Annotated in this window: 21 protein-coding genes and 2 pseudogenes; 4 read left to right on the top strand and 19 right to left on the bottom strand. The window is 63.2% G+C overall.

Features of this window, described 5'->3' with window-relative positions; genetic code table 11:
* Positions 1-104 precede the first annotated feature (104 nt).
* Positions 105-2,408: a PAS domain-containing sensor histidine kinase gene (locus PH551_RS11625; protein ID WP_285193096.1), complete on the top strand. Its 2,304-nt coding sequence runs from the start codon at positions 105-107 to the stop codon at positions 2,406-2,408.
* Here PH551_RS11625 and PH551_RS11620 read toward each other — a convergent pair.
* The 12 genes from PH551_RS11620 to PH551_RS11565 form a co-directional block, all read right to left on the bottom strand.
* Positions 2,405-5,362 carry a bifunctional [glutamine synthetase] adenylyltransferase/[glutamine synthetase]-adenylyl-L-tyrosine phosphorylase gene (locus PH551_RS11620; protein ID WP_285193095.1) on the bottom strand — a complete coding sequence of 986 codons (2,958 nt, stop codon included), beginning with the start codon at positions 5,360-5,362 and terminating at the stop codon, positions 2,405-2,407. The genes PH551_RS11625 and PH551_RS11620 overlap by 4 nt on opposite strands.
* Before the next feature lie 135 nt (positions 5,363-5,497).
* Positions 5,498-6,910, bottom strand: a complete 1,413-nt coding sequence (locus tag PH551_RS11615; protein ID WP_085777506.1) for a sensor histidine kinase — start codon at positions 6,908-6,910, stop codon at positions 5,498-5,500.
* Positions 6,907-7,662, bottom strand: coding sequence for a response regulator transcription factor (locus PH551_RS11610; RefSeq protein ID WP_483315414.1), 756 nt, complete (start codon positions 7,660-7,662; stop codon positions 6,907-6,909). The genes PH551_RS11615 and PH551_RS11610 overlap by 4 nt, the downstream gene beginning before the upstream one ends.
* A gap of 67 nt (positions 7,663-7,729) precedes the next feature.
* Positions 7,730-9,316 carry a Do family serine endopeptidase gene (locus PH551_RS11605; protein ID WP_085777505.1) on the bottom strand — a complete coding sequence of 529 codons (1,587 nt, stop codon included), beginning with the start codon at positions 9,314-9,316 and terminating at the stop codon, positions 7,730-7,732.
* 177 nt (positions 9,317-9,493) lie between these two features.
* A complete protein-coding gene (locus tag PH551_RS11600) occupies positions 9,494-9,955 on the bottom strand; it encodes a cytochrome c-type biogenesis protein (RefSeq protein WP_285193093.1) in 462 nt (153 codons plus the stop codon).
* Positions 9,952-11,940 carry a heme lyase CcmF/NrfE family subunit gene (locus tag PH551_RS11595; protein WP_285193092.1) on the bottom strand — a complete coding sequence of 663 codons (1,989 nt, stop codon included), beginning with the start codon at positions 11,938-11,940 and terminating at the stop codon, positions 9,952-9,954. The genes PH551_RS11600 and PH551_RS11595 overlap by 4 nt, the downstream gene beginning before the upstream one ends.
* Positions 11,937-12,419, bottom strand: coding sequence for a cytochrome c maturation protein CcmE (gene ccmE / locus PH551_RS11590; protein ID WP_285193091.1), 483 nt, complete (start codon positions 12,417-12,419; stop codon positions 11,937-11,939). The genes PH551_RS11595 and ccmE overlap by 4 nt, the downstream gene beginning before the upstream one ends.
* Positions 12,416-13,543, bottom strand: coding sequence for a c-type cytochrome biogenesis protein CcmI (gene ccmI / locus PH551_RS11585; RefSeq protein WP_285193090.1), 1,128 nt, complete (start codon positions 13,541-13,543; stop codon positions 12,416-12,418). The genes ccmE and ccmI overlap by 4 nt, the downstream gene beginning before the upstream one ends.
* 96 nt (positions 13,544-13,639) lie before the next feature.
* Positions 13,640-14,065 carry a hypothetical protein gene (locus PH551_RS11580; RefSeq protein WP_085777500.1) on the bottom strand — a complete coding sequence of 142 codons (426 nt, stop codon included), beginning with the start codon at positions 14,063-14,065 and terminating at the stop codon, positions 13,640-13,642.
* 118 nt (positions 14,066-14,183) lie between these two features.
* Positions 14,184-15,587 (bottom strand): sensor histidine kinase, encoded by a 1,404-nt coding sequence (locus tag PH551_RS11575; protein ID WP_064706664.1) that lies wholly within the window; start codon positions 15,585-15,587, stop codon positions 14,184-14,186.
* Positions 15,577-16,248 (bottom strand): response regulator transcription factor, encoded by a 672-nt coding sequence (locus PH551_RS11570; protein WP_285193089.1) that lies wholly within the window; start codon positions 16,246-16,248, stop codon positions 15,577-15,579. Before PH551_RS11570 ends, PH551_RS11575 begins: the two co-directional genes overlap by 11 nt.
* Positions 16,249-16,301: 53 nt before the next feature.
* Entirely contained in the window at positions 16,302-16,550 is a 249-nt protein-coding gene (locus PH551_RS11565; RefSeq protein WP_085777498.1) for a hypothetical protein, read from the bottom strand.
* 465 nt (positions 16,551-17,015) lie between these two features.
* Between PH551_RS11565 and PH551_RS11560 the strand changes: the two genes are divergently transcribed.
* Positions 17,016-18,239, top strand: a complete 1,224-nt coding sequence (locus PH551_RS11560) for an MFS transporter (protein ID WP_285193144.1) — start codon at positions 17,016-17,018, stop codon at positions 18,237-18,239.
* 161 nt (positions 18,240-18,400) lie between these two features.
* Here the strand turns inward: PH551_RS11560 and PH551_RS11555 are convergent, their stop codons facing one another.
* Positions 18,401-18,706: a Dabb family protein gene (locus PH551_RS11555; protein WP_085780018.1), complete on the bottom strand. Its 306-nt coding sequence runs from the start codon at positions 18,704-18,706 to the stop codon at positions 18,401-18,403.
* A 33-nt stretch (positions 18,707-18,739) separates the two neighbouring features.
* A pseudogene (locus PH551_RS11550) lies at positions 18,740-19,413 on the bottom strand (hypothetical protein); the annotation flags it as partial.
* 156 nt (positions 19,414-19,569) lie between these two features.
* Here PH551_RS11550 and PH551_RS11545 point away from each other — a divergent pair.
* Positions 19,570-19,701, top strand: coding sequence for a hypothetical protein (locus tag PH551_RS11545; RefSeq protein WP_259668252.1), 132 nt, complete (start codon positions 19,570-19,572; stop codon positions 19,699-19,701).
* Positions 19,702-19,809: 108 nt separating this feature from the next.
* Here the strand turns inward: PH551_RS11545 and PH551_RS11540 are convergent.
* The 4 genes and pseudogenes from PH551_RS11540 to PH551_RS11525 all read right to left on the bottom strand — a co-directional run.
* Positions 19,810-20,088, bottom strand: a pseudogene (locus tag PH551_RS11540) (LmrA/YxaF family transcription factor); the annotation flags it as partial.
* A 16-nt stretch (positions 20,089-20,104) separates the two neighbouring features.
* A complete protein-coding gene (locus PH551_RS11535; protein ID WP_285193087.1) occupies positions 20,105-20,566 on the bottom strand; it encodes a nuclear transport factor 2 family protein in 462 nt (153 codons plus the stop codon).
* Positions 20,567-20,627: 61 nt separating this feature from the next.
* Positions 20,628-21,572, bottom strand: a complete 945-nt coding sequence (locus tag PH551_RS11530) for a pyridoxamine 5'-phosphate oxidase family protein (protein WP_285193086.1) — start codon at positions 21,570-21,572, stop codon at positions 20,628-20,630.
* Between the two features lie 58 nt (positions 21,573-21,630).
* On the bottom strand, positions 21,631-22,242 hold the full coding sequence (locus tag PH551_RS11525) for a glutathione S-transferase family protein (RefSeq protein WP_285193085.1): 612 nt from the start codon (positions 22,240-22,242) through the stop codon (positions 21,631-21,633).
* 132 nt (positions 22,243-22,374) lie between these two features.
* Here PH551_RS11525 and PH551_RS11520 point away from each other — a divergent pair, with 132 nt between their 5' ends.
* Entirely contained in the window at positions 22,375-23,268 is an 894-nt protein-coding gene (locus tag PH551_RS11520) for a LysR family transcriptional regulator (RefSeq protein ID WP_285193084.1), read from the top strand.
* A 9-nt stretch (positions 23,269-23,277) separates the two neighbouring features.
* Here the strand turns inward: PH551_RS11520 and PH551_RS11515 are convergent, their stop codons facing one another.
* Positions 23,278-23,646 carry a DUF983 domain-containing protein gene (locus PH551_RS11515; protein ID WP_085777495.1) on the bottom strand — a complete coding sequence of 123 codons (369 nt, stop codon included), beginning with the start codon at positions 23,644-23,646 and terminating at the stop codon, positions 23,278-23,280.
* Positions 23,647-23,764: the final 118 nt, after the last annotated feature.

Genomic DNA, 23,764 nt, shown 5'->3' with positions numbered 1-23,764 from the left:
AACGGATTTTTACCTTTGCCTCTGGACAACGCGAATCACCCGTGATTCTCTAGGTCAGGTTCGAGCGAGCGGCGCGCGAATCACACGAGGGACAAGGCGAAGAGATGATGGACGTGCGGCGGGCAACCGTGGCCGGAGGACGGCTGCGTGTCGATTTTGACGGGTTGAAGGCCTGGCGAAACAGCCTTTCCGGTCACGCGACATCGGACCCGCTCCTTCGTCATCTGCCGAAGGCGGAACTCATCTTGAAGCGCACCATTCCGGCGCTGATCATTGCCTTCCTCTCCGTCGTCGCCGCCTCGCATTTTTTCGGCATGATGAATGAATATGCCCGCCTGGAGGCTTCCGCACGCCATGCCACCGCGCTCTCGGCGGCGACTGCCTCGGCGGTGTTTGCCGATGCCTCCCAGATCTTCGACAGCGGCGATATCGGCCAAGCGCAGACCCGCCTCACCAAGTACCTGCCGCAGGACCGGCTGGACAGCGGCGCTTTCGTGCTGCTGGTGCAGGCTAGCGGCAAGGTTTTCGCCGCCACGACCGCCGGGCTTTCGCATGTCGGCAGCAATGTCGGCGATTTCTTCCCGGAGGTCTCGGCGATCCGGCGTTTCGGCGATCGTGCCGGCGTCATCGAAACCACGATCGGCGGCGTGCCGCACTATGCCGAGATCACTTTGATGGGCAATGCCGGCGGCTACATCGTCGCCGCCACCTCGCTCGAGGAGATCAGCCAAGTCTGGCGCGAGGAGCTGGCGCTCAACGTCACCCTGTTTGCCGGCATATCCTCAATCCTGATCGTCATCCTCTACGCCTATTACACCCAGGTGAAGCGCGCCCGCGACGCCGACGACATCTTCCTGGAATCGAACCTGCGCGTCGAGACGGCCCTGTCGCGCGGCCGCTGCGGCCTCTGGGATTTCGATTTCGAGAACCGCGAATTCTTCTGGTCGCGCTCAATGTACGACATGCTCGGCCTGCCGGGTTCGGACAAGACAATGGGCTTCGGCGAAGCCGCGCGGCTGATGCACCCGGATGACGGCGGCCTTTACGAGATCGCACGCGCCATCGCCAACGGCCATTCCGGTCAGGTCGACCAGATCTTCCGCATGCGCCATGCCGGTGGCCACTATGTCTGGCTGCGCGCCCGCGCCCAGGTGATCCGCAGCAATTCCGGCCGGATGCACCTGATCGGCATCGCCATGGACGTGACCGAACAGCACCGGCTCGCCCAGCGCTATGCCGAAGCCGACCAGCGGCTCGCCGACGCCATCGAATGCACCTCCGAAGCCTTCGTGCTCTGGGACAAGAACGATCGGCTCGTCATGTGCAACACGCATTTCCAGGAAGCCTACGGCCTGCCGGACAGCGTGCTGGTGCCCGGCACCGAGCGCTCGATCGTCAATGCCGCCGCCGCCCGCCCCGTCATCGAGCGGCGGGTCGCCGATGCCGACGGCTCGGGGCGCACGACGGAGGTGCAGCTTGCCGACGAGCGCTGGCTGCAGATCAATGAACGGCGCACGCGCGACGGTGGCAGGGTCTCCGTCGGCACCGATATTACGCTAATGAAACGTCATCAGGAGCGGCTGCGCGAATCCGAACGCCGGCTGATGGCAACGATCGGCGATCTCTCCGCCTCGCGTCAGACGCTGGAGCTCCAGAAGGCCGAGCTTTCGACCGCCAACGCCAACTATCAGGCGGAGAAGGAACGGGCCGAGGCCGCCAACAAGGCGAAGTCGGAATTCCTCGCCAACATGTCGCATGAGCTGCGCACCCCGCTCAACGCCATCCTCGGCTTCTCCGAGATCCTACAGAACCAGATGTTCGGGCCGCTCGGCTCGCTGAAATATGACGAATATGCCCGCGATATCCATGACAGCGGCAAACATCTGCTGAACGTCATCAATGACATTCTCGACATGTCGAAGATCGAGGCCGGCCATCTGAAGCTGCACCGCGAGCGCATCGACCTCGTGCCGCTGATCGAGGAAAGCCTGCGTTTTACCGCCATTCCGGCGGCCGAAAAGAACATCGTCATCGAGCAGCGCATCTCGTCGGGCCTGACGCTGACGGCAGACCGCCGAGCGATGAAACAGGTGCTTCTCAACTTGCTCTCCAATGCGGTGAAGTTCACCGACGATGGCGGCCGCATCGCATTGCGCACACGCCGCGTCGACGGCGCCGTCTTCGTCACCATCGCCGATACCGGCATCGGCATCCCGCGCTCGGCGCTGTCGAAAATCGGCCAGCCGTTCGAACAGGTGCAGAGCCAATACGCCAAGAGCAAGGGCGGCTCCGGCCTCGGCCTCGCCATTTCCCGCTCGCTGACTTCGCTGCATGGCGGCCGCATGAAGATCCGCTCCCGCGAAGCTGTGGGCACGGTGATCTCGCTGCGCATTCCGGATGATGTTTAGGCTTTCACGGTATTCAAGAATATCTTTCTCACTGCCTTCGAAAGCCGCTTCACCTCGCCTTCCAGCGTCCTGATGTCAGGGCAGTCGCCGGCACGGCAGACGAGCTCGATTAGGCCGGCGGGCGCGTCGTTCGGGTCGAACTCGCTCTCGATGCAGAGCCGGATCAGCTGTGAAAGACTGGTGTAGAGCGTGAAGGCTTCGAGGCACGTGTCGAGGTCGGCAGTCGCCATCAGTCGGTCACCAAGCAACTTAAGGGCCTCGCCGGTGCTCTTGCCATTCACGACAATGTCGATGCCCTTGGTTGGTGCGATCAACGCCAGATACTGGGCGATGAATTCGAGATCGATGACGCCGCCGGGAATGTGCTTCAAGTCCCAGGGGCCGGATGGCGGCTTTTCCTTGTCGATCAGTTCGCGCATCTCGGCAACGTCATGCGCCACCTTGGCGATGTCGCGATCTGAAGTCAGCACCTCGCGAATAATATGTTCCGCCTCGGAGATCAGGCTGTCATCGCCTGAGATCAACCGGGCGCGGCTGAGCGCCATATGCTCCCAGGTCCAGGCCTCTTCGCGCTGGTATTTGCGGAAGGCATTGATGCGGGTGGCGACCGGGCCCTTGTTGCCGGAGGGACGCAGCCGCATATCGACCTCGTAAAGTACGCCCTCGGCGGTCGGCGCCGACAGGGCGGCGATCAGTCGCTGGGTGATGCGGGTGAAATAGCGCGTCGAGTCGAGCGGCTTTGGCCCGTCGGATTCGGAAGCCGCTTCGTCATAATCATAGAGCAGGATCAGATCGATGTCGGAACCTGCGGTCAGCTCAAAGCTGCCGAGCTTGCCCATGCCTGATATGGCGATGCGGCCACCCGGATAATCGCCATGCGCCGCCCGCATCTCGCTCACCACGGCATCGAGTGCGGCCGCAATGATGAGATCGGCGAGATGGGTAAAGGCGCGGGCGGCCATTGCGCCATTGATTGCGCCGGTGAGCAGGCGGATGCCGATGAGGAAGCGCTGTTCGGCGGCGAAGATGCGCAGCCGGTCGAGCACTTCCTCATAATGGCGCGCCTGGGCAAGAGAGCCCTTCAGGCGTTCGCCGAGATGCTCGCGGGTCGGCAGCTCGGCCATCAGGCCGGGATCGAGCATGCCGTCGAAGACATGCGGCTTGGCGGCAATCACTTCGGCCAGGCGGGGCGCCGAGGACATGATGTTGACGATTAGCGACAGGAGCGCCGGATTGCTGCCGAGCAGCGAGAAGAGCTGGATGCCGGCGGGAAGGCCGGAGATGAAGCTGTCGAAGCGCAGCAGCGCCTCGTCGGCACGCTTGCTTTCGCCGAAGACGCGCAGCAGCTCCGGCGTCAGCTCCGTCAGCCTTTCCCGCGCCTCCACCGATTGCGTCGCACGATAGCGGCCGTAGTGCCAAGTGCGGATGATGCGCGAAATGTCGGATGGTCTGGTGAAACCAAGCTTCTTGAGCGTCTCCAGCGTGTCCGGGTCGTCGCCCTGGCCGGTGAAGACGAGGTTTCCGGTTTCGCTGGAAAGCTTGCTCTCCTGCTCGAATAGGCGGGCGTAACGACGCTCGACCGTTTTCAGGACACTGACCAGCCTTTCGGAAAAGCTCGGCGTGTCGGGAAAGCCCATCATGAAGGCGATGCGCTTCAGGTCGGCGTCGGTCTCCGGCAGAAGGTGAGTCTGCTCGTCGCGCACCATCTGAATGCGATGCTCGACGTCACGCAGGAACCAGTAGGCCTCCGTCAGTTCGTCGCGCGTCTCCGCATCGATCCATTTCGCCTTGGTGAGTTCACGGAGTGTCTCCTCCGTCGCCCGGGCGCGCAGCGCCGGCATGCGGCCGCCGGCAATCAGCTGCTGCGTCTGGACGAAGAATTCGATTTCGCGAATGCCGCCGCGGCCGAGCTTGACATTATGACCCTTGACGGCGATCGCGCCGTGGCCCTTATGCGCGTGGATCTGCCGCTTGATCGAGTGGATATCGGCGATCGCCGCGTAATCGAGGTATTTGCGGAAGACGAAAGGGCCGAGTCCGCGCAGGAACTCGCCGCCGGCCGCAAGGTCTCCGGCGACGGCGCGCGCCTTGATGAAGGCCGCCCGCTCCCAGTTCTGGCCCCTGCCCTCATAATAGATCATCGCCGCGTCAACCGGGATCGCCAGCGGCGTCGAGCCGGGATCGGGACGCAATCTGAGATCGGTGCGGAAAACGTAGCCGTCCGCCGTGCGCTCCTGCAGGATGCGCACCAGCCGGCGCATCATCCTCGGAAAGATGTCGATCGCATCATCCGGATCGGCCACGATGCCGGCCTGTTCGTCGAAGAAGACCACGAGATCGATATCGGAGGAATAGTTGAGTTCGCACGCGCCGAGCTTACCCATGCCGAGCACGATCAGGCCCGAGCCCTCGCTTGGTTTGGCCGGATCGTGCAGCCTGAGCTTTCCCCCCTCATGCGCCGAAAGCAGCAGATGGTCGACCGCAGCCGCGACCGAAGCCTCGGCAAGCGCGCTCAGCCAGGCCGTTGTCGTCCGGCTGTCGAAAATGCGCGAGAGATCGGCGAGCGCAACGAGAAAAGCGGCCTTGCGTTTGATGATGCGCAGCCTGCTCATCACCACGGATTCCCCCGGCGCCGCCCCTTCACCGTCCCGCCGCCAGCAGCTTCGCGCCTCGGCGATCAGCGCTTCGATCTGCGGCTCCAGCGGTTCGCTGATGGCGCCGGCAAGGACGGCGGGATCGAGATTGACGATTTCACGCAAGTAGGGCGACAGCGACAGCACGGCGGCGATGAAGTCGCGCACCCGCTCGTCCGTCTTCAGCATTGCCGCAATTAACGGCTCGCTTTTGCCCGCCTCCTGCAGATCGGTCAGCGCCAGCTTCAGCTCCGTCTGGCTCAGCGGACGCAGTAGCCCTTCAGCGACATCCTTCAGGCCATGCGTCGATTTCGTCAGCATGCGCTCTCCCTGGCTCTGCAGAAGGCGTTGCGATTATCTGGAATCGGGGTCGCCGCCTTCGGTTTGGAGGTAACTTAGTGTCCTGGTGGAAAACCGCCAATACGCGATTCAGCCTATCGCAATCGGACAAGACCCTCAGGCGACCTTGGCCGGGAAGATCATGCTGACCGTCAACCCGCGCTGCTCAGGCTTGTCGGGATTGGTGTCGGAGAGTTCCAGTCGGCCGTTATGCAGCTCCATCACTGCTTCCACCAGCGAAAGCCCGAGCCCTGTGCCGGGCTTCGAACGGCTCTCGTCGAGGCGAACGAAGCGCTTCACCACGTCGTCGCGCCGGTCGGCCGGAACGCCAGGCCCATGGTCGGCCACCGACAGGCAGATGCCGTCCGGGTGGCGGGCGAGCTTGAGCGACACTTCGCCCGCACCTTCCGTATCGGAGGAATATTTAATCGCATTGTCAAGCAGATTGAAGATCGCCTGGCCGATCAGCTCGCGATTGCCCTGCACCTCGATGCCCGGCTCGACACTGGCGCTGAGGCCGAGACCGGCCTCCTCCGCTGCGGGTTCATAAAGTTCGGCACTGTCGGAAACGATTGCCGAAAGCTCCACCGGCGACATCTCCGCCGCGACCGACCCGGCCTCGACGCGGGAGATCATCAGCAGGGCGTTGAAGGTGCGGATCAGCTGATCCGATTCGCTAATAATGCCTTCGAGGGCGACGCGACGCGTATCGCCATCCGTCATATCGAGCGCATCGGCGGCCTTGTTGCGTAGCCGTGTCAGCGGTGTCTTGAGATCATGGGCAATGTTGTCTGAGACCTGCCGCAAGCCTTCATTCAACTTCTCGATACGTTCCAGCATGGTGTTCAGCGACATCGACAGCCGGTCGAACTCGTCGCCGGAGCCGCCGACCGGCAGGCGTTGCGAGAGATCGCCTGCCATGATCTTCTTGCTCGCATCCGACATGCGGTCAATGCGTTTCAGTGCGTTGCGCCCAATGCCGAACCAAATGATGATCGCGCCGAGCCCCATGATCGCCAAAGCCACCATCAGCGCCTGGCGCACCAGCAGGCGGAAGCGCTCGGGATCGCCGAGGTCGCGGCCGACCAGGATTCTCAAGCCGTTGTCGAGCACGAAAATGTTGGCGATCGCCTTATGGCGGCGCTCGATACCACCGCCGTCTGTATAACGCTGATAGGCGAAAGGAGCCGAGGTCCAGCCGACCTCCTCGAAGACACCGGGCTGCACCGAGGCGACGTTGCCGGCGAGAATATCCCCCGAAGGACCGGCGATGATGTAGAGATTGGCGCCGGGCTGACGGGCACGCCGTTCCATCGTGCGCAGCAGAAGGTTCATGCCGCCGGTGTCATAGGCGCGCTGCACCTGCTCCACCTCCTGCCGGACGGCATCGCGAATCTGGCCTGTCAGCAGCCGTTCCGACATCGCCGTCACATAGAAGACGAGCGTCGCGGCGCAGATGGCGAATAGTAGAATGTAGAGTGCCGAGAGGCGGACTGCGGTGGACTTGAAGAGAACCCTGAAGCGGCTCATCCCTCATCCTTGATCATATACCCCGCACCCCGAATGGTCTTGAGGAGCGGCTGGCTGAAGTCCTTCTCGATCTTCGAGCGCAGGCGCGAGACATGGACGTCGATGACGTTGGTCTGCGGGTCGAAGTGATAGTCCCAGACATTTTCGAGCAGCATCGTTCGGGTGACCACCTGGCCGGCATTCTTCATCAGATATTCGAGCAGGCGGAACTCGCGCGGCTGCAGCGGGATTTCCTTGCCGCCGCGGCGCACCTCGTGGGAGAGCCGGTCGAGTTCAAGATCGCCGACGCGATAGACGACGTCCTGTTCCGGCGTGCCCTTGCGGCGGCCGAGCACTTCGACGCGCGCCAGCAGCTCACTGAAGGCATAGGGCTTTGGCAGGTAATCGTCGCCGCCGGCACGAAGGCCGGTGACGCGGTCGTCGACTTGGCCAAGGGCGGAGAGGATGAGGACCGGCGTGTGGATGCCCTTGCGGCGCAATTCGCTGATGACCGAAAGTCCGTCCCGGCGCGGCAGCATGCGATCGATGACGATAACGTCGTAGGTGTTCTCCGACCCCATGAACAAGCCGGCCTCGCCGTCGCTGGCGTGATCGGCGACGATGCCCGCCTCACGAAAGGCTTTCGTGAGGTAGGCCGCGGCTTCGAGATCATCTTCGATGATGAGAATCTTCATGCGGCCGACATTACCCACCGGCTGCGTTTCGGCAAGGCTCAAAGCATCTTGCTGCGAGGCGGCGCTCATCGCGATCATCCTTGAAAGGTCAGAAGAAACGAGCCGCGCGGACGTTGATCCGCACGGCTCCGATTTTCTTTGCGGATCAGCCCTGGCCGTTGATCGGAAGCGCGACGAAACGGCTTCCTTCGCTGGACTGGATCTGGAACAGCGCGCGGGTGCGGCCGTCCTTCTTGGCCTGATTCAGCACCTTGACGACATCGGCGGCAGTGGAAACCTCCTGATTGTTGACCGATGTGATCTTTTCGCCTTCCTTGATGCCCTTGTCGGCGGCGTCAGAGTCGGGATCGATGCCGGTGATCGTCAGGCCCTTGCCGTCATCGGAGGGGCCGACGGTCAGGCCAAGATCGGCAAGCGCCTTCTCGGAAGCCGGTGCCTCAGGCTGCTGCGGCTGATTGTTGTTGTCGTCGGCGTTGGCATCCTTCTGATCGGCCGGCAGCGTGCCGAGTTCGACGGTGAGCGACTGGGCTTTGCCGGCGCGCCAGACCGAAAGCTCGGCCTTGCTGCCCGGCTGCATCGCGCCGATGCGGCGGCTGAGATCACGGGCATCCTTGATCGTTTCGCCATTGAGTGCCGTGACGACATCACCGGCCTTCATGCCGGCCTTGTCACCCGGCGATCCGGGCTGCGGGGCGACAACGAGGGCGCCGCTCGGCTCGGAAAGGCCGATGGACTCGGCGATATCCTTGGTCACCGGCTGGATCTGGACGCCCAACCAGCCGCGGGAAACCTGGCCATCCTTCATCAGATCGGCGACGACATCCCTTGCGGTCGAGGCGGGAATCGCGAAGGCAATACCGACGCTGCCGCCCGAAGGCGAGAAGATCGCCGTGTTGATGCCGACGACTTCGCCGTTGAGGTTGAAGGTCGGACCGCCGGAGTTGCCGCGGTTCACGGCCGCATCCACCTGCAGGTAATCGTCATAGGGACCGGAGCCGATGTCGCGGCCGCGGGCCGAAACGATGCCGGCCGTCACCGTGCCACCGAGACCGAAGGGATTGCCAACGGCGACAACCCAGTCGCCGACGCGGACATTGTTGTCGTCGGCCCAGTTGACGTAGGTGAACTTCTTACCCTTGCCGTCGACCTTGAGGACGGCGAGATCAGTGCGCGGATCCTTGCCGATCAGCTTGGCATCGAGTTCGGTGCCGTCATTCATGACCGCAACGAAGGCCTGGCCGTCGGAAACCACGTGGTTGTTGGTAACGATATAGCCGTCTTCGGAGATGAAGAAGCCGGAGCCTTGAGCGACCGGGCGCAGACGGCCCTTACCGGGACCATTCGGGCCACCCGGACCGTTCTGGCCGAAGCGCCGCTGGTGGCCCTGCTGGTCGTTCGGATCCTGGCCGAACTGCTTGAAGAACCGCTTCAGGGGGTGATCGTCAGGCAGATCGTCGAAGCCGCGGCCGTTGAAATCGAAGGAGAAGCCGTCATTGTCGGCGACGGGGTTGACGCGGTTTTCGACGCGAACGGAAACGACGGCGGGTGAAACGGCATCGACGACATTGGCGAAGCTCGGCACGGCAGGCGCCTGAACCTTGACAGCTTCAGCGTAAGACCGGGTGATTTCGAGCGGAACGCCGGTTGCGAGCACAGCGGCTGCGATACCGGCGACGGTAGAAGCCTTGAGCACAGTGGCGAGGGACGGACGTCCGTTGAAATTCTTGAGCATTGGAGCACCTTCTCTTGTTCTTAGATCTTCAGACCGGCGGCGCCGGATCAGTCGATGACTTAAGATATAGGATGGCGCACCTTACTGCGAACTGTCCAGCCAATGAAAAGTTGGTAATGTTTGTGATCTCTGCTTGCCCGAATTTGGGCCATCGCGACGAAGGATCGCCATCCAGCGTTACTTATCTAAAAGCTCACTCAGCTTCGCCTGCTCTTCCGGCGTCAGCTTGCTTCCCGTCGGCCTGCCTGTCCTCTTGCGCGCAAAGACGAGCAGCGACGCGCCGCCGGCAAGGACCAGCAGCACCGGGGCGCCCCAGAGCAACAGCGTCCTCACGCTGAACCTCGGCTTCAGAAGCACGAACTCGCCGTAGCGCGAGACGATATAGTTGAGCACCGCCTCATCGCTGTCGCCGTTGCTGATGCGCTCACGCACAAGCAAGCGGAGATCCTTGGCGAGCTCGGCATTGGAATCGTCGATCGACTGATTCTGGCAGACCATGCAGCGCAGTTCGGCCGATAGCGCCCGGGCGCGGGCCTCCAGCGCCGGATCCGCCAGCACCTCATCGGGATTGACGGCGAAGGCGGAAACGGGTGCGAAGAACACGAACACGGCGACGAGGAGACGGAAGAGACGCATCATTCCGCCGGCTCCATCGCAGGAGCTGCGGCCTTCGCCTTTCGGCGCGGGGCGCCGACACGCAGGCGCCGGTCGGAGAGCGACACGCAGCCGCCGGCGGCCATGATCAAGGCGCCGCCCCAGATGCACAGGATGAACGGCTTCCACCAGATGCGCACGACGATGCCGCCGTCCTTGGTGGCGTCGCCGAGCGAGACATAGAGCTGGCTGAGGCCGAAGGTCAGGATGCCCGCCTCCGTCGTCGGCATCTGCCGGGCGGTATAGAGCCGCTTGGCCGACCAGGTATCGGCAATGGTGACACCGGCGCGGCGGATGGTGAAGTGGCCGCGCTCCTCGGTGTAGTTCGGTCCCCTGCCCGCTCGCATGCCGTCGAACTCAAGGCTGTAGCCACCGGCTTCGACCGTGGCGCCCGGCTTCATCTCGACGACATGTTCGCTCTGGAAGGTGGTGACGGCGAAGATGCCGAGCACGCTGACGCCGAGCCCGGCATGGGCGAGCGCCGTGCCTAAGGCTGAGCGCGGCAGGCCCAACAGGCGGCGCCAGGCGATGGAGCCCGCCACCTTGCCGATGCCGGCCCGATACCAGAGATCGGCAATGGCGCCGAGGATCAGGAACAGCCCGGCCGCCAGCCCGAGCACCGACAACACCGGCCCGCCATGTTGGAGATAGAAGAAGGCCACCGCGGCAAGAAATGCCAGGCTTGCAACGGCATAGAGCCGCTGCAGGGCGCCGAGCAGATCGCCGCGCTTCCAGGCCAGCAGCGGCCCGAACGGCACGATGACGAGCAGCGGCGCCATCAGCAGGCCGAAGGTCAGGTTGAAGAAGGGCGGCCCGACGGAGATCTTGTCGCCGGTCAGCGTCTCCAAGAGCAGCGGATAGAGGGTGCCGGTCAGCACCGTGCCGCAGGCGACCGTCAGGATCAGATTGTTGAGAACGAGCGCCCCTTCACGCGAGATCGGCGCAAACAGCCCGCCGGCCGAAAGCTTCGGCGCCCGCAGGGCAAACAGCGACAGCGCCCCGCCGATGAAGATCAAGAGGATCGAGAGGATGAAGACGCCGCGGGTGGGATCGCTGGCGAAGGCATGCACCGAAGTCAGCACGCCGGAGCGCACCAGGAAGGTGCCCATCAGCGACAGCGAGAAGGTCAGGATCGCAAGCAGCACCGTCCAGATCTTCAGCGCCTCGCGCTTTTCCATGACGAGGGCCGAATGCAGCAGCGCGGTTCCGGCAAGCCAAGGCATGAAGGAGGCGTTCTCCACCGGATCCCAGAACCACCAGCCGCCCCAGCCGAGCTCGTAATAGGCCCAGTAGGAGCCCATGGCGATGCCGAGCGTGAGACAGGTCCAGGCCGCCAGCGTCCACGGCCTGACCCAGCGCGCCCAAGCGGCGTCGATGCGGCCTTCGATCAGGGCTGCCACGGCAAAGGAGAAGCAGACGGAAAAGCCGACATAGCCGAGATAGAGCAGCGGCGGATGGATGGCGAGCCCGATATCCTGCAGCACCGGATTGAGATCGCGGCCCTCGGCCGGGGCCGGATCGAGCCGCAGGAAGGGATTGGAGGTCAAGAGAATGAACAGGGTGAAGGCGAGCGAGATCCAGGCTTGCACGGCAAGTACATTGGCCTTCAGCGTCTCCGGCAGATTGGCGCCGAAGATCGCGACCAGGGCGCTGAACAGCGCCAGGATCAGCAGCCAGAGCATCATCGATCCTTCGTGATTGCCCCAGACGCCCGAATATTTGTAGATCAGCGGCACCAGCGAATGCGAATTCTCCCAGACGTTCTCGACTGAGAAGTCGGAGACGACATGGGCATAGGTCAGGACGGCAAAGGCAAAGGCGACGAGCGCAAACATCACAAGCGAGCCAACGCTTGCCACATCCATCATCGCCGGATCATGGCGGCGGGCGCCGATCACCGGCACGATCGAGACGATCAGCGCCGTCGCCAGCGCCAGCACCAAAGCGTAATGGCCGATCTCGATGATCATGGCGTTGCTTTCGCCTCCTGCCCCTGGCCTGCTCCCCCTTGGCCTTCCTGCCACAGCCCCTGCTGCTTCAGCTTGTCGGCCACCTCCTTCGGCATATAGGTCTCGTCGTGCTTGGCCAGCACGGTGTCGGCGGTAAAGACGTTGCTGCCTGCGGCAAACACGCCCTCAGTGACCACGCCCTGGCCCTCGCGGAACAGATCGGGCAGGATGCCGGTATATCTGACCTTCACCGCATTGGCGCTGCCGTCGGTGACGGAAAACTCCACCGTCGAACCGGCGCCGCGTACGACGCTGCCCGCCCCGACCAGGCCGCCGAGCCGGATGCGGGTCTCCGGCGCCACCGGCGTCTTGGCAAGATCGGCCGGCATGTAGAAATAGGCCACCGATTGGCTGAAGGCGAACATCACCAACAACACCGCCGCCAAGATGAAACTCATCCCGCCAGCGATCACCGCAAGGCGCTTCTGCTTGCGCGTCATTGCGTCATTCCCTCCGTGGCAATGCCAAGTTCCCTGGCAAGCGCCAGCAATTGCCGGCCCTGCTCGCCGGACGGCGGAAAGGCGGCCAGCCCGCGCTTCAGGGCGTCGGCCGCGCGATTCTTATCGTTCAATACGGCGTAAGAGCGGACGAGCCGGATCCATCCCTCGAAATTGTTGGGATCCTCGCTGAGTTTGGCATCAAGGCTTTCGACCATGCCGCGGATCATCTGCTGGCGATCGCCGGCGCTCATGTTTCCAGCCGCCGCCACATCTTCCGACGTCGGTCCGCCAGGCACAGCCGGCTGAGCCGCACCGCCGTTCTTGGCGATATGTTCATTGACCAGCGGCAGCCAGGGTGCATCGGCCGGCGATTGCTGCGCCAGCGCCTCGAAAGCCCGGAGGGCCTCGTCGGCCCGTCCCGCCTGTTCCATGCTGAGCGCGATGTAGAAGCGGGCACGCGGATTATCGGGCTCCAGCGTCAGCGACTGTTCCAGCGCCTGACGCGCTTCCTCCGTCACGACGCCGTCCGAAACCGCCATCAGCGTCTCGGCAAGGCCGTCGAGCCGGATCGGGCTCGGGCCCAGAAGCCGGATCGCATTGCGGTAGGCGACCTCGGCATCGGCAATCCGCATCGTGCGGAAATAGATCGGCGCCAGTACGTCCCAGCCCTTGCCGTCGTCGGGATTCTGAGCCAGATGCCGCTCCGCCTTGGCGATCAGCACCGCCACGTCGTCGCCTGGATTTTCCAGCCGCGCTTCCAGCGGCTGCGACGGCAGATCCGGCCTGCCCGTCGTCAAATAAAGACAGAGTCCGAGCACCGGCAGGATCAAGAGGACGAAGACTTCGGTGAGACGATGATGCCGTGCGGGTTTGTCTACCGTCTCCGGCTCTGCTGCAGAGACGGCGATCAGCCGCCGGCCGATTTCGGCCCTGGCGTAATCAGCCTCCTCAGGCGTGATCAGCCCGCCAGCAAGATCGCGGTCGAGTTCGCGCAACTGGTCGCGATAAACTGCCGCCTCGCCGGCGCGGCTGTTCTGCGCCGCCTTCGCACCACGCAGAAGGGGATAGAGCAGGATGACGGCGACGGCTGCCGTCAGAACGGCAACGAGAATCCACAACAGCATATCGGCCCAAATACGTGAAGCACACGCTTATTCCAACTGCCAAAGCCGGAATGACGAAGATTTGAGGCTATTCGCCGCAATTTAGGCTGAACGACTTCAGCCGAGCGGCGACCAGCTGCCGTCGTCGTTGCGGCAGGCTGCACCCCGTGCCACGGTTTCCTTGCCGTCGACGGTCAGCGTATGGGTATATTGCCGGCAGTTCTGCGAGCCGACCTGATAGGGTGCGGCCGCCACGACCTTGCCTGTGACCTCCTTGCCGCTCCAGACCACCGGTTGGCCGACCGCCGCCCCTTCGAGCGCCCGATACTCCGCCTCGAGCGCCCGCTGTTTGTCGCTATCGCTCAAGCTCACGCCGCTGCGGCCGACGATGCCGCCCTGGAGCGCGGTGATGAAGGCGGCCGAGGCGGAGGGTTTGCTCGAAAAAATGCCACGCGAAGCGGCACCCTTCGTCGTCGTGCAGCCGGTGAGCGCGACGGCGAGAAGAAGGATGGAAACCATCATGCCTTGCGAGCGTAGAATCATTGCGTCGAACCACGATCAGAGGTCAAATTCAGCCGATCGAAGTGCAGCGTCCCCGTGTCAGCATTGTGGCAAAGCACGCTATACATTTGCCACTATCCTTGTGACATCAAGCAGTTGGTCATGCAACATCCTTTGTGACGCCGGGCAGGATAAGCTTCGCCTTCAGCCCGCCCCATTCGCCGCGGGACAGTTCGAGCCTTCCCTGGTATTCGTTGGAAATTTCGGTGACGATCGAAAGGCCCAGGCCGGTTCCAGGCTTGCTTTCGTCGAGCCTGCGGCCACGCTTCAGCGCCTCGCGGATCTGGTCGGGCTCAAGGCCGGGGCCGTCATCCTCGACGGCAAGCTCCACCCAGCGCCGGCGGGCGCTCGCCTCCGCCCCTTTCACGTCCTCGCCAGCCTCGACGGCCGAAAGCCGCACCCTGCTCTTGGCGAAACGCGCCGCATTTTCCAGGAGATTGCCGACGGTTTCCTCGAGATCCTGCTGTTCCATGGCAACGGCAAGATGCGGCGGCGACACGACAAGATCGAATTCGGTATCGACGTTCAGCCGGCGCATGACGCGCACCAGCCGCTCCAGCGCCGGCTCGGCATCGGTGCGGGCGAGCACGGATTCGCGCTGGGCGGCGATGCGGGCCCGGTTGAGATAGGATTGCACCTGCCCCTGCATCGATTCCGCCTGGCTGCGCACCAGTTCGCCATGAGACTTTTCAAGGACGCGTGCCTCGTTGAGGAGAACCGCAATCGGCGTCTTCAGCGAATGGGCGAGATTGCCGACCTGCATGCGCGCCCGCTCGACGATGCGGCGGTTGCTGTCGATCAGCGCGTTGACCTCGTTGGCGAGCGGCAGGATTTCGCGCGGGAAGTCGCCCTTCAGCTGCTCGCTCTCGCCGGCGCGGATGCGCTCCAACGCGGCGCGCGCCTTGTCGAGCGGCTTCAGGCCATAGAGGATCGCCAGCGCATTGACGATCAGGCTGCCGACGCCGAAACCGGCAAGCGCCAGATAGAGGCTGTGGGAAAATGTGCGGACATCGTCCTCGACGACGTCGACATTGCCGGTGACGCGGAAGCGAGCCGCTCGCCCGTCGGTGTCGAGCACCACTTCGGTTTCGGCCACCTGCACGCGGTTGCCGGAGGCATCCGTCACCTGGTAGTAGCGCTCATAATTCTTATCGAATGGCGCCTCGACGACGGAGGGTACAGGAATGAGCGCCGAGCCGAGAGAGGGCGAGACCAGCGGCGCGGTGGTATAAGTGCCGAGCGGCTCCACCACCCAATACCAGCCGGTCTTCGGCTGGGCGAAACGCAGGTCGCCGAGCTGCGGGCTGCCGCTCAACGCCCCCTGATCGCCGATCGTCACCGAATTGATGACGTTATAGAGCTGCGCCCGCAGCAGATCCTGAAAACCGCGTTCGGCGCTCTTACGGTAGAGCGTCGAGATCAGCAGGCCGATCACCACCAGGGCCACCGTCGACCAGACCGTGGTCAGCAGCAACACGCGTGCGGTTAGCGACTTAATTCGCATGTTTCGGCGCTTGGATGCGGTAGCCGAGACCGCGCACCGTTTCGATCAGATCGACGCCCATCTTCTTGCGCAGACGGCCGACAAAGACCTCGATCGTGTTGGAATCGCGGTCGAAATCCTGATCGTACATGTGCTCGACGAGCTCGGTGCGCGAGACGACCTCGCCCATGTGATGCATGAGATAGGCCAGCAGGCGATATTCGTGCGAGGTCAGCTTCAGCGTCATGCCGTTGACCGTCGCCTTCGAGGATTTGGTGTCGAGCCGCACCGGCCCGCAGACGATCTCGGAGGATGCGTGGCCGGCGGCGCGCCGGATCAAGGCCCGAATGCGCGCCAGAACTTCCTCGACGTGGAAGGGCTTCGTGACATAGTCGTCGGCGCCCGCGTCGATGCCAGCGACCTTGTCGCTCCAACGGTCGCGCGCCGTCAGGATCAAGACCGGCATGCCGCGGCCGGCGCCGCGCCATTTTTCCAGCACCGTCACACCGTCCATCTCCGGCAGGCCGATATCGAGAATGATGGCGTCATAGGGTTCGGTGTCGCCGAGGAAATGGCCCTCTTCGCCGTCGAACGCCTGGTCGACGACATAACCCGCCTCCTTCAGCGTATCGGTCAGCTGCCGGTTCAGGTTGACGTCGTCTTCGATTACCAGGATGCGCATCGGTCCGCCTTCGTCCGCTTCAAATCGATCGTGTTTGAATAGACCGATTCCGCTTACATCGGAACCTTTACCGTTACCTTGCGTGGACGCTGGCCATTGCCCGACACGAGAACGGTAATGATGCAGCTATCGCCCACCGGTTGCACGGATAGGAGCTGCCCGCCCGTCTGTTCGACGACCTGGGCTGCGGCGGCGCTGCAATCGCCAGCCACGCGCAGGACGAGGGTGCCCGCGCCGTCCGGTGAGGGCGCCGATGCCACCAGTCCGGCGGCCACTACTGCGACGCTCAGAGGAAAGGCCATGTCTTACGCTTTCAAGGTAATTCCAACTTGCTGCGAATATGTACCCACGCGACCTGAATGGCAAATGAATGCGCTGTAATACAGGGCGTTTAGAACCATTCTCGCCTGTTCGACAAAAACGATTCCTACGATCGGAAACCACGCTCGCAGCAGGCAGAGGCGGCGCTTTCTCCGCTCCCCAAATGAACCTCGCCAGACGGGATCAATGCCTTTGCCATCGCGCCGCGGGCAAGCCGACCGGTGGTCGGCGATTGGGCCACAGCGTTGCCGGGAAAGCGGCGGCAAGGCGGTCGATACCGCCGATTTCCGTGCGCAGCAGGTCGTCCTGAAATTGTACCGGCCGATCTCTATTTCCGGCTGGAGAAAAAGCGCCGGGCTGCAATCCGAATCGACGGCGGCTGCTTTCACCGGGGGATCGAAACTGTTATGGCTTGGTCGCTCCCGTTTCAGGCCGTTTCAGCACCGATGCCCATTTCCTTTCGCTTCCGCTCGGCGCAGACGGTCATCGTCCTCGCCGTCACCCAGCTGATCGGCTGGGGCACGACCTTCGACATGCTCGGAGTCATGGGCCGCATCGTGGCGGCCGATCTCGGCATGGCGAACGAGGTGGCGTTCGCCGGCCTGACGATCATGATGATGGTCAGCGCGATCCTCGGTCCGGTGACCGGTCGCTGCCTTGCCCACTATGGCGCCGCCCGGGTGCTTTCGGCGGCTTCTGTGACCTTTGCGCTCGGCCTCTCTCTGCTTGCCGGCGCAAACGGCGTCATTCTCTATGCCGCCGCCTGGATGGTGATCGGCGTCGGCGGCGCGCTTGGCCTGTCGGCGCCCGCCTACACTGCAGTCGTGGAGCGCGAAGGGATGAACGGCAAGCGCGTCATCGCCGTCCTGATGCTGTTCACCGGGCTCTCGAGCGCCGTCTTCTGGCCGATCCTCAGCCTGCTCAACGACACCTTCGGGTGGCGCCTGACCTTCCTCATCTGCGCGGCGCTGCAATTGTTCCTATGCCTGCCGCTGCATCTTTTCGCCCTGCCCAGCCCGATCGCCGCCCAGGTCGGCGGCGGCGCGGCCGACATCGCCCCGGTGACGCTGTCGAAGGCGGCGCGGCGCAGAGCCTTTTTGCTGATCGCCGCCTCGACGACCATCACCACCTTCATCACCTTCGGCATCTCGCCATCGCTGCTGGAGATCTTCCGCCAGTCCGGCGCCTCGCCGGCTTTCGCGCTGCAACTCGGCTCGGCCCGCGGCATTCTCGGCATCTCGGCACGGTTCCTCGACATGCTGCTCGGCCGGCGCGGTAATCCGATCCTCAGCGCCGCTACTGGCATCGGGCTGATGCTGACGGGCTTCCTGGTGATGCTGGTCGCCAGTCCTTCGACGCCGCTGCTCGTCACCTTCATCCTGTTCTACGGCTTCGGCGCCGGCGTGATGACCGTCGCCCGCGCGCTTCTGCCGTTGGCCCTGTTTTCGCCGCGCGAATTCGGCCTGCAGTCGGCCCGATTGTCGCTGCCGCAAAACCTTGCCAATGCCGTCGCTCCCGTCGTCTTCACCGCCATCCTCGATCGCGCCGGCACCAGCCCGGCGCTCTTCGCCGCAGCCGTGCTTGCGGCATTGTCGCTGGCTTTCGTGATAATGCTGATGACGCTGGTGCGCGGCGCGCAGTCATCGCAGCCGAGCCCCGCCACCTCGTAGGCAGGCAGATTTTGCGAATCTTCTGAATCGCTTGCCGCGGCTTTTCTAATAGGCGCCTTCAGTGGCTCAGAAGTTTATTCAACTGTGCGATTCGACTCCGGAAGATTGCTCAGCCAATCGAAGCTTAAGCACTGCCCGGCTCGCGCCAATCGATTGCGAGTTCAGAGCGGCTGCGTCACGGCCGTGCGGCTGTCGTAATCAGCAGCGATGCGTTTTTCCCGGAGCGGGCGGACGCGCTCGATCGAGCGCTGATAATCGGGGTGCGCCTTGTAAGCGGCGAGAGCCGCCGCATCATCGAATTCGCCATAGACCACAAGATCGATCTCGGTGCCCAGCTGATCGGTCTTCACGTTCGTGCCGATTTCCAGCAGTCTCGCGTGCGGAATGCCGGTCAGGATCGAAAGTCCCGCCCTCACCTCCTCCAGATGTTCCTCCTGCACGGTGAAGAAGACGATATGGCGGATCACGCGGAAGCTCCTGTCAGATTCCAGAGGGTTGGCCCGCGCGATAACACGCGCGCCGCAGGCCTTCAACCGCGCGGCCGGTCCTGCGGGGCATCCGGACGCAGTGCCGCATGGAAGGCCATGGCGTAACCCGCAAGCTTCTCGGCCCGGTCGGTGCCGTTGACGATGCGGCGCGCATTGACCCAATCCTCGGTCGTCGCATTCAGGTGATCGGCAAGTTTGTGACCGGTAAAGCTGCCCTGCAGCATGCCTTCGATCAGGATCGTCACCGCCGCATCCATCTCCATTGCCCGATCGGGATCGGCGACGAGATCAATGCCGGTCAGCGTGCTCATCGCCTCGTAATTGCGCTTATGAGTGAGCTGCACCAGTCCGCGCCCGAGCCAGCAGCGGCCGTCCTCGTCCGGCCGCCAGTAGGGCGACCTCACCCAGGAGAGCCGGCCTGCGGCAAAGGCAGTCTCCAGAATCTCGACGGCGCGCAGATCGCTTTCGGCCAGCGTCTCGCGCACCGGCTGCATCGTATAGGCGGTTTCATGATAGGCGGTGGCAAGGATATAGGCGAGCCATCGGCGATCGGCCTGGGTGAACCGCTTTTCCCAGGCGTCGAGAATCGCCGTCATGCCCACCACCTGAGGCTGAGTCAGCCCGCCTTTGAAAAGCTCTTGGCGCACCGCATCAAAAAAGAATACACGGTCCATGTGGACAACCATTCCGCGCTTCCCGTAAACGTTACGGTTAAAATCGTCTTAATCGATTAAAATAAACTTAATCGTTTGAAGTGCCTAAGCCCCTGATTTACATTCCTTTTGGCTTATGCGATGCATTTTCTTGCCCTGAAGCCTTACCACCACAAGAGGAGACTTCCGATGCAGGCGCCCGCCAACACACAGCCCACCATTCCCCAGCATGTCCTCGACCAGATGGAAAATGAGTGGCGCCAGATTCGCCCTGAGCGCGAGAATACCCGTCCGAGCCAGCAGCCTCAACAGCAGCGCTGAGAAATACAGCAAAGCGGTGCGGATGTAAGGCCCGGGCTCATTGCGCTGCGGCCTCAAGCCGGTTTCCAGTGACCGGGTGAAGAGGCTCTATTGCTAAGTGCGCGCCATTAGAACCAGAGCACCCTGAATGCGGCAGACGCCTTCCTCAGCCAGCGTCTGCGCCTCCGCCTCCGCCTCAGCACAGCCGGCCCGCATGAGGGCCGAACGCAATGCATCGATCCAGCGGATGAAATAACCAGCGATCGCCGAGAAAAACCGCTCACGGGTGTCGTGGAGCGCGAAGGCGCCGACGAGGCAGAGGCGGCCGCCGGCGCGGAAGTAATCATTCACATTGTCCCACATTGCCGCGATCGCCTGACGGGCGTCGTCATGCCACAGCGGCCGATATCGCCTGCGACGCGATTTAAAGACCGAGCTCGGTCAGGCCGGGGTGGTCATCCGGCCGCCGGCCGAGTGGCCAGTGGTATTTGCGCTGCGTTTCCCGGATCGGCAGATCGTTGATGCAGGCAAAACGGCGCTGCATCAAGCCCGCCGCGTCGAATTCCCAATTCTCATTGCCGTAGGAGCGGAACCAGTTGCCGCTGTCATCGTGCCATTCATAGGCAAAGCGGACGGCGATGCGATTGTCGGTAAAGGCCCAGATTTCCTTGATCAGCCGGTAATCCAGCTCCTTGGCCCATTTGCGGGTGAGGAAAGCGAGGATCTCGGCGCGGCCGTTGATGAATTCGGCGCGGTTGCGCCAGCGACTATCCGGCGTATAGACGAGCGAGACGCGCTCGGGATCTCGACTGTTCCAGCCGTCCTCAGCGAGACGAACCTTCCGGGTGGCGGTCTCGAGGGTGAAGGGCGGGACGAGGGTGGACATGATCATTCTCCTGTATTGAGTTGACTGTAGCGATTGGTAAGAACATCAGCGAGCATCATGCTCACCTACCTTCTCCGCGGTCGAGATTGCGGCTCCAGCGCAACGGCAGGGCATCCGGGCGAAGCACGGTGCTCTCGGGCTTAAAACGCCACAGCCTTTCGGCCCTTTCAAAGCTGGCGAGTTCAGGCGAAGACAGCAATATTTCGGCCCTTCCGGTGATCTGCAGCATATCGCCGGTTTCGAAATCGACGAAGACCAGCCCGGCCGTCGGATTAACGAGAAGATTGCCGAGCGTGTTGAAGAACCGGTTGCCGGGAAAATCGGGGATGGTCAGCACGCCGTCGGTACCGAGCCGCACGAAGCCGGCATTGCCGCCGCGATGGGAGACATCCACCTGCCGCTCACCATTCTCACGATCGACATAGGAGGCGACGAAAAACGTATCGGCGCTCCCGATCATCCGCCGCGCCCGGTCGTCGAGGCTCACGGAATGAAGCGGCCGCATCGAGGTGGGCTTATCGGGATCGCGGACAAAGACGGCTGAGCGCGGCTGGATATATTGCGGACAGTTGCCGAAGCTCTGGCCGACCCGCAGGCGGAAAGCCTCGGCATCGGTCCTGCGGATCACGCCGTTCAGCCGATTGCGCCTGCGGGTCTCGAGCTGGATGCCGAGCAGCGCGATCGCGTCTCCATCTTCCATGCCTGCGTCGGCAGGATCGTCCGGGTCGCGGCGCAGATCCACGTCGAGAGCCTCCGGCACCGGCGAGGACATGAATCCCGGGCGCCCCGCCCGCACCGTTGCCCAGACATCGCCCTTGGCGGCGACCGCGCCGAGCACGACGAAAGGCAGCATCGGAAAGAAGGCGCGGTGCTGTTCGGGCATGGCCTTGCGAATGAAATTGCGCCCTGGCCCGTCCATGCGGTCGACGACGCCGATACTGCGCTGCATGGCAAGTTCGCCCTCATGCCAGGGCGATGCGGCACCCTGTCCTGTCTCATTCAGCATCATGGCCTCCTTGTGGGATCATCGGGAAGCCGGGACGGCAATCCGCCCCGGCGACTGTTCATGCGGCAAGGCCGATCTTCGTCTTCCGAAAGCCGACGAAACCTGGCAGCGCCTCGATGCGCGCAAGCCATGCGCGGACGCTCGGATAGGCCGAGATATCGACATTGCCCTCCGGCGCATTGGCAATGTAGCTGTAAAGCGCGATGTCGGCGATCGTCGGCCTGTCGCCGAGCAGGAAGCTGTCGCCGCCGAGCTCCGCCTCGACCAGTGCGAGGATGCGGTGCGCCCGGGCAATCACCTCCTCCGTACGGAAATCAGCGCCGAAGACAGTGACCAGACGGGCCGCACACGGCCCGTAGGCAATCTCGCCCGCGGCGACCGACAGCCATTTCTGTATCCGCGCCGCCGCAACCGCTTCCTCCGGCAGCCAATCGGCGCGGCCGTATTTGCGTGAGAGATAGACGAGGATGGCGGAGGAATCGGCAATGATTGTGCCGTCATCATCGAGAACCGGCACCTGACCAAAGGGATTGAGCTTGAGGAACTCCGGCGCCTTGTGGGCGCCTGCCGCCAGGTCGACCTCGAACAGTTCGTAGGGCACATCAAGCAGCGACAGGAAAAGATGGGCACGATGCGAATGGCCGGATAGCGGGTGATGGTAGAGTTTCATGATGGCTCCTCTGGGACCGAAGGCGATTGGCGATGGCTGCTCGGAACCATCGGCAGCGAATCTACGGCCTTCCGCTGAGTTGGAGTAGAATGCTAATCTGAAAGACAGATTTCCAATTTATGGAAGGATAGGATGGACCGCCTCGAAGCCATGACCGTGCTTCTCACCGTCGTCGAACAAGGCAGCCTGTCGGCCGCCTCGCGGCATCTGCACTCGCCGCTTGCCACCGTCAGCCGCAAGGTTTCGGAACTCGAAGCACATCTGGGCGCCCGGCTCTTGCAACGGACCAACCGGAAGATCGGGTTGACGGAGGCCGGCCGCGCCTATGTCGAGGCGGCGCGGGAGATTCTCGACCGCTTGGAAGAGGCGGAGCGGACGGCGGCCGGCGAATACCGCGCACCGAAGGGTGAGCTGACGATGACGGCGCCGATCGTCTTCGGTCGGCTGCATGTCCTGCCCATCGTCTTGGATTTTCTGAAGGCCTATCCCGATATCAATCTCAGGCTGATGCTGGGCGACCGGCTGGCGAACCTCGTCGAGGATCATATCGACCTGGCGCTCAGGATCGGCAATCTGGCCGATAGCAGCCTGATCGCCACAAGGCTCGGCGCGATCCGCCGCACGGTCTATGCAAACCCGGATTATGTTGCCCGGCACGGTGCAATCCGCCACCCCAGCGATCTTTCGGTGCATGACTGCATCACGTTCGAAGGCATGGCCTCGACGCGAAGCTGGACATTCGTCGAGGGCAAACGCGACCTCGTTGTGCCGATCCGCTCACGTCTTGCCGTCAACACCGCCGAGGCGGCCGTGGATGCCGCCGTCGCCGGTCTTGGCATCACCCGCGTGCTCTCCTACCAGGCCGCCCGCGCCGAGAAGGCAGGCCTGCTGGCGCCACTGCTTGCCGATTTCGAACCGCAGCCGGCGCCGGTGCATCTCGTCTATCCCTCGCAGGGGCTGGTGCCACTGAAACTGCGGGCCCTCATCGATTTCGCGACGCCGCGCCTGCGCGCCGCGCTGAAGTAGCCCGCAGCTTCAGGCCAGCTTGCCCTCTTCCGCCTTATAGAAATACTGGCTGGCGACCAGCCAGCCTTTCAGTGGCCTGAGCGGCGGAATGCAGGTGGCGAGCATGAAGGGACCGGTGACGAGAAGATGCGCCCAGATCGGCGCCGAGAAAGCCACCTCCAGCCAGACGCCGAGCAACACGCTCGGGATGCAGGCGAAGCAGATGACGAAGAAGGCCGGGCCGTCAGCCGGATCGGCGAAAGAATAATCGAGGCCGCAGGCTTCGCACTGCGGCTGCAGCGTCAGGAAGCCCTTGAACATATGACCCTGCCCACAGCGCGGGCAGCGTCCCCTGATGCCGGTCTGCATCGGAGGAAGCGGGGGATATTCCGTGTCCATGATGACTGATCCTATCTCACGGCCCATTCAATGCCGCGCAATGTATGCATTCAATACAAATACATTGTACGGAAGACACCATCAATCTGCCAGATTGCCGCAGAAGCCCCCGAACGAT

This window comes from Rhizobium atlanticum (assembly GCF_030182485.1).
Lineage (GTDB): Bacteria > Pseudomonadota > Alphaproteobacteria > Rhizobiales > Rhizobiaceae > Rhizobium.
The sequence above is the reverse complement of the archived record's forward strand: the minus strand, read 5'-3'. Positions and strand labels throughout refer to the sequence as shown.

Excerpts from the sequence above, each read along its gene's own strand:
- PH551_RS11600 (WP_285193093.1), bottom strand. The coding sequence starts at position 9,955 with ATGATGCGTCTCTTCCGTCTCCTCGTCGCCGTGTTCGTGTTCTTCGCA.
- PH551_RS11580 (WP_085777500.1), bottom strand. The coding sequence starts at position 14,065 with ATGATTCTACGCTCGCAAGGCATGATGGTTTCCATCCTTCTTCTCGCC.
- PH551_RS11615 (WP_085777506.1), bottom strand. The coding sequence starts at position 6,910 with ATGAGCCGCTTCAGGGTTCTCTTCAAGTCCACCGCAGTCCGCCTCTCG.
- PH551_RS11565 (WP_085777498.1), bottom strand. The coding sequence starts at position 16,550 with ATGGCCTTTCCTCTGAGCGTCGCAGTAGTGGCCGCCGGACTGGTGGCA.
- PH551_RS11625 (WP_285193096.1), top strand. The coding sequence starts at position 105 with ATGATGGACGTGCGGCGGGCAACCGTGGCCGGAGGACGGCTGCGTGTC.
- PH551_RS11515 (WP_085777495.1), bottom strand. The coding sequence starts at position 23,646 with ATGGACACGGAATATCCCCCGCTTCCTCCGATGCAGACCGGCATCAGG.
- PH551_RS11530 (WP_285193086.1), bottom strand. The coding sequence starts at position 21,572 with ATGCTGAATGAGACAGGACAGGGTGCCGCATCGCCCTGGCATGAGGGC.
- ccmE (WP_285193091.1), bottom strand. The coding sequence starts at position 12,419 with ATGACGCGCAAGCAGAAGCGCCTTGCGGTGATCGCTGGCGGGATGAGT.
- ccmI (WP_285193090.1), bottom strand. The coding sequence starts at position 13,543 with ATGCTGTTGTGGATTCTCGTTGCCGTTCTGACGGCAGCCGTCGCCGTC.
- PH551_RS11560 (WP_285193144.1), top strand. The coding sequence starts at position 17,016 with ATGCCCATTTCCTTTCGCTTCCGCTCGGCGCAGACGGTCATCGTCCTC.
- PH551_RS11535 (WP_285193087.1), bottom strand. The coding sequence starts at position 20,566 with ATGTCCACCCTCGTCCCGCCCTTCACCCTCGAGACCGCCACCCGGAAG.
- PH551_RS11525 (WP_285193085.1), bottom strand. The coding sequence starts at position 22,242 with ATGAAACTCTACCATCACCCGCTATCCGGCCATTCGCATCGTGCCCAT.
- PH551_RS11595 (WP_285193092.1), bottom strand. The coding sequence starts at position 11,940 with ATGATCATCGAGATCGGCCATTACGCTTTGGTGCTGGCGCTGGCGACG.
- PH551_RS11575 (WP_064706664.1), bottom strand. The coding sequence starts at position 15,587 with ATGCGAATTAAGTCGCTAACCGCACGCGTGTTGCTGCTGACCACGGTC.
- PH551_RS11570 (WP_285193089.1), bottom strand. The coding sequence starts at position 16,248 with ATGCGCATCCTGGTAATCGAAGACGACGTCAACCTGAACCGGCAGCTG.
- PH551_RS11610 (WP_483315414.1), bottom strand. The coding sequence starts at position 7,662 with ATGATCGCGATGAGCGCCGCCTCGCAGCAAGATGCTTTGAGCCTTGCC.
- PH551_RS11520 (WP_285193084.1), top strand. The coding sequence starts at position 22,375 with ATGGACCGCCTCGAAGCCATGACCGTGCTTCTCACCGTCGTCGAACAA.
- PH551_RS11605 (WP_085777505.1), bottom strand. The coding sequence starts at position 9,316 with ATGCTCAAGAATTTCAACGGACGTCCGTCCCTCGCCACTGTGCTCAAG.
- PH551_RS11620 (WP_285193095.1), bottom strand. The coding sequence starts at position 5,362 with ATGCTGACGAAATCGACGCATGGCCTGAAGGATGTCGCTGAAGGGCTA.
- PH551_RS11545 (WP_259668252.1), top strand. The coding sequence starts at position 19,570 with ATGCAGGCGCCCGCCAACACACAGCCCACCATTCCCCAGCATGTCCTC.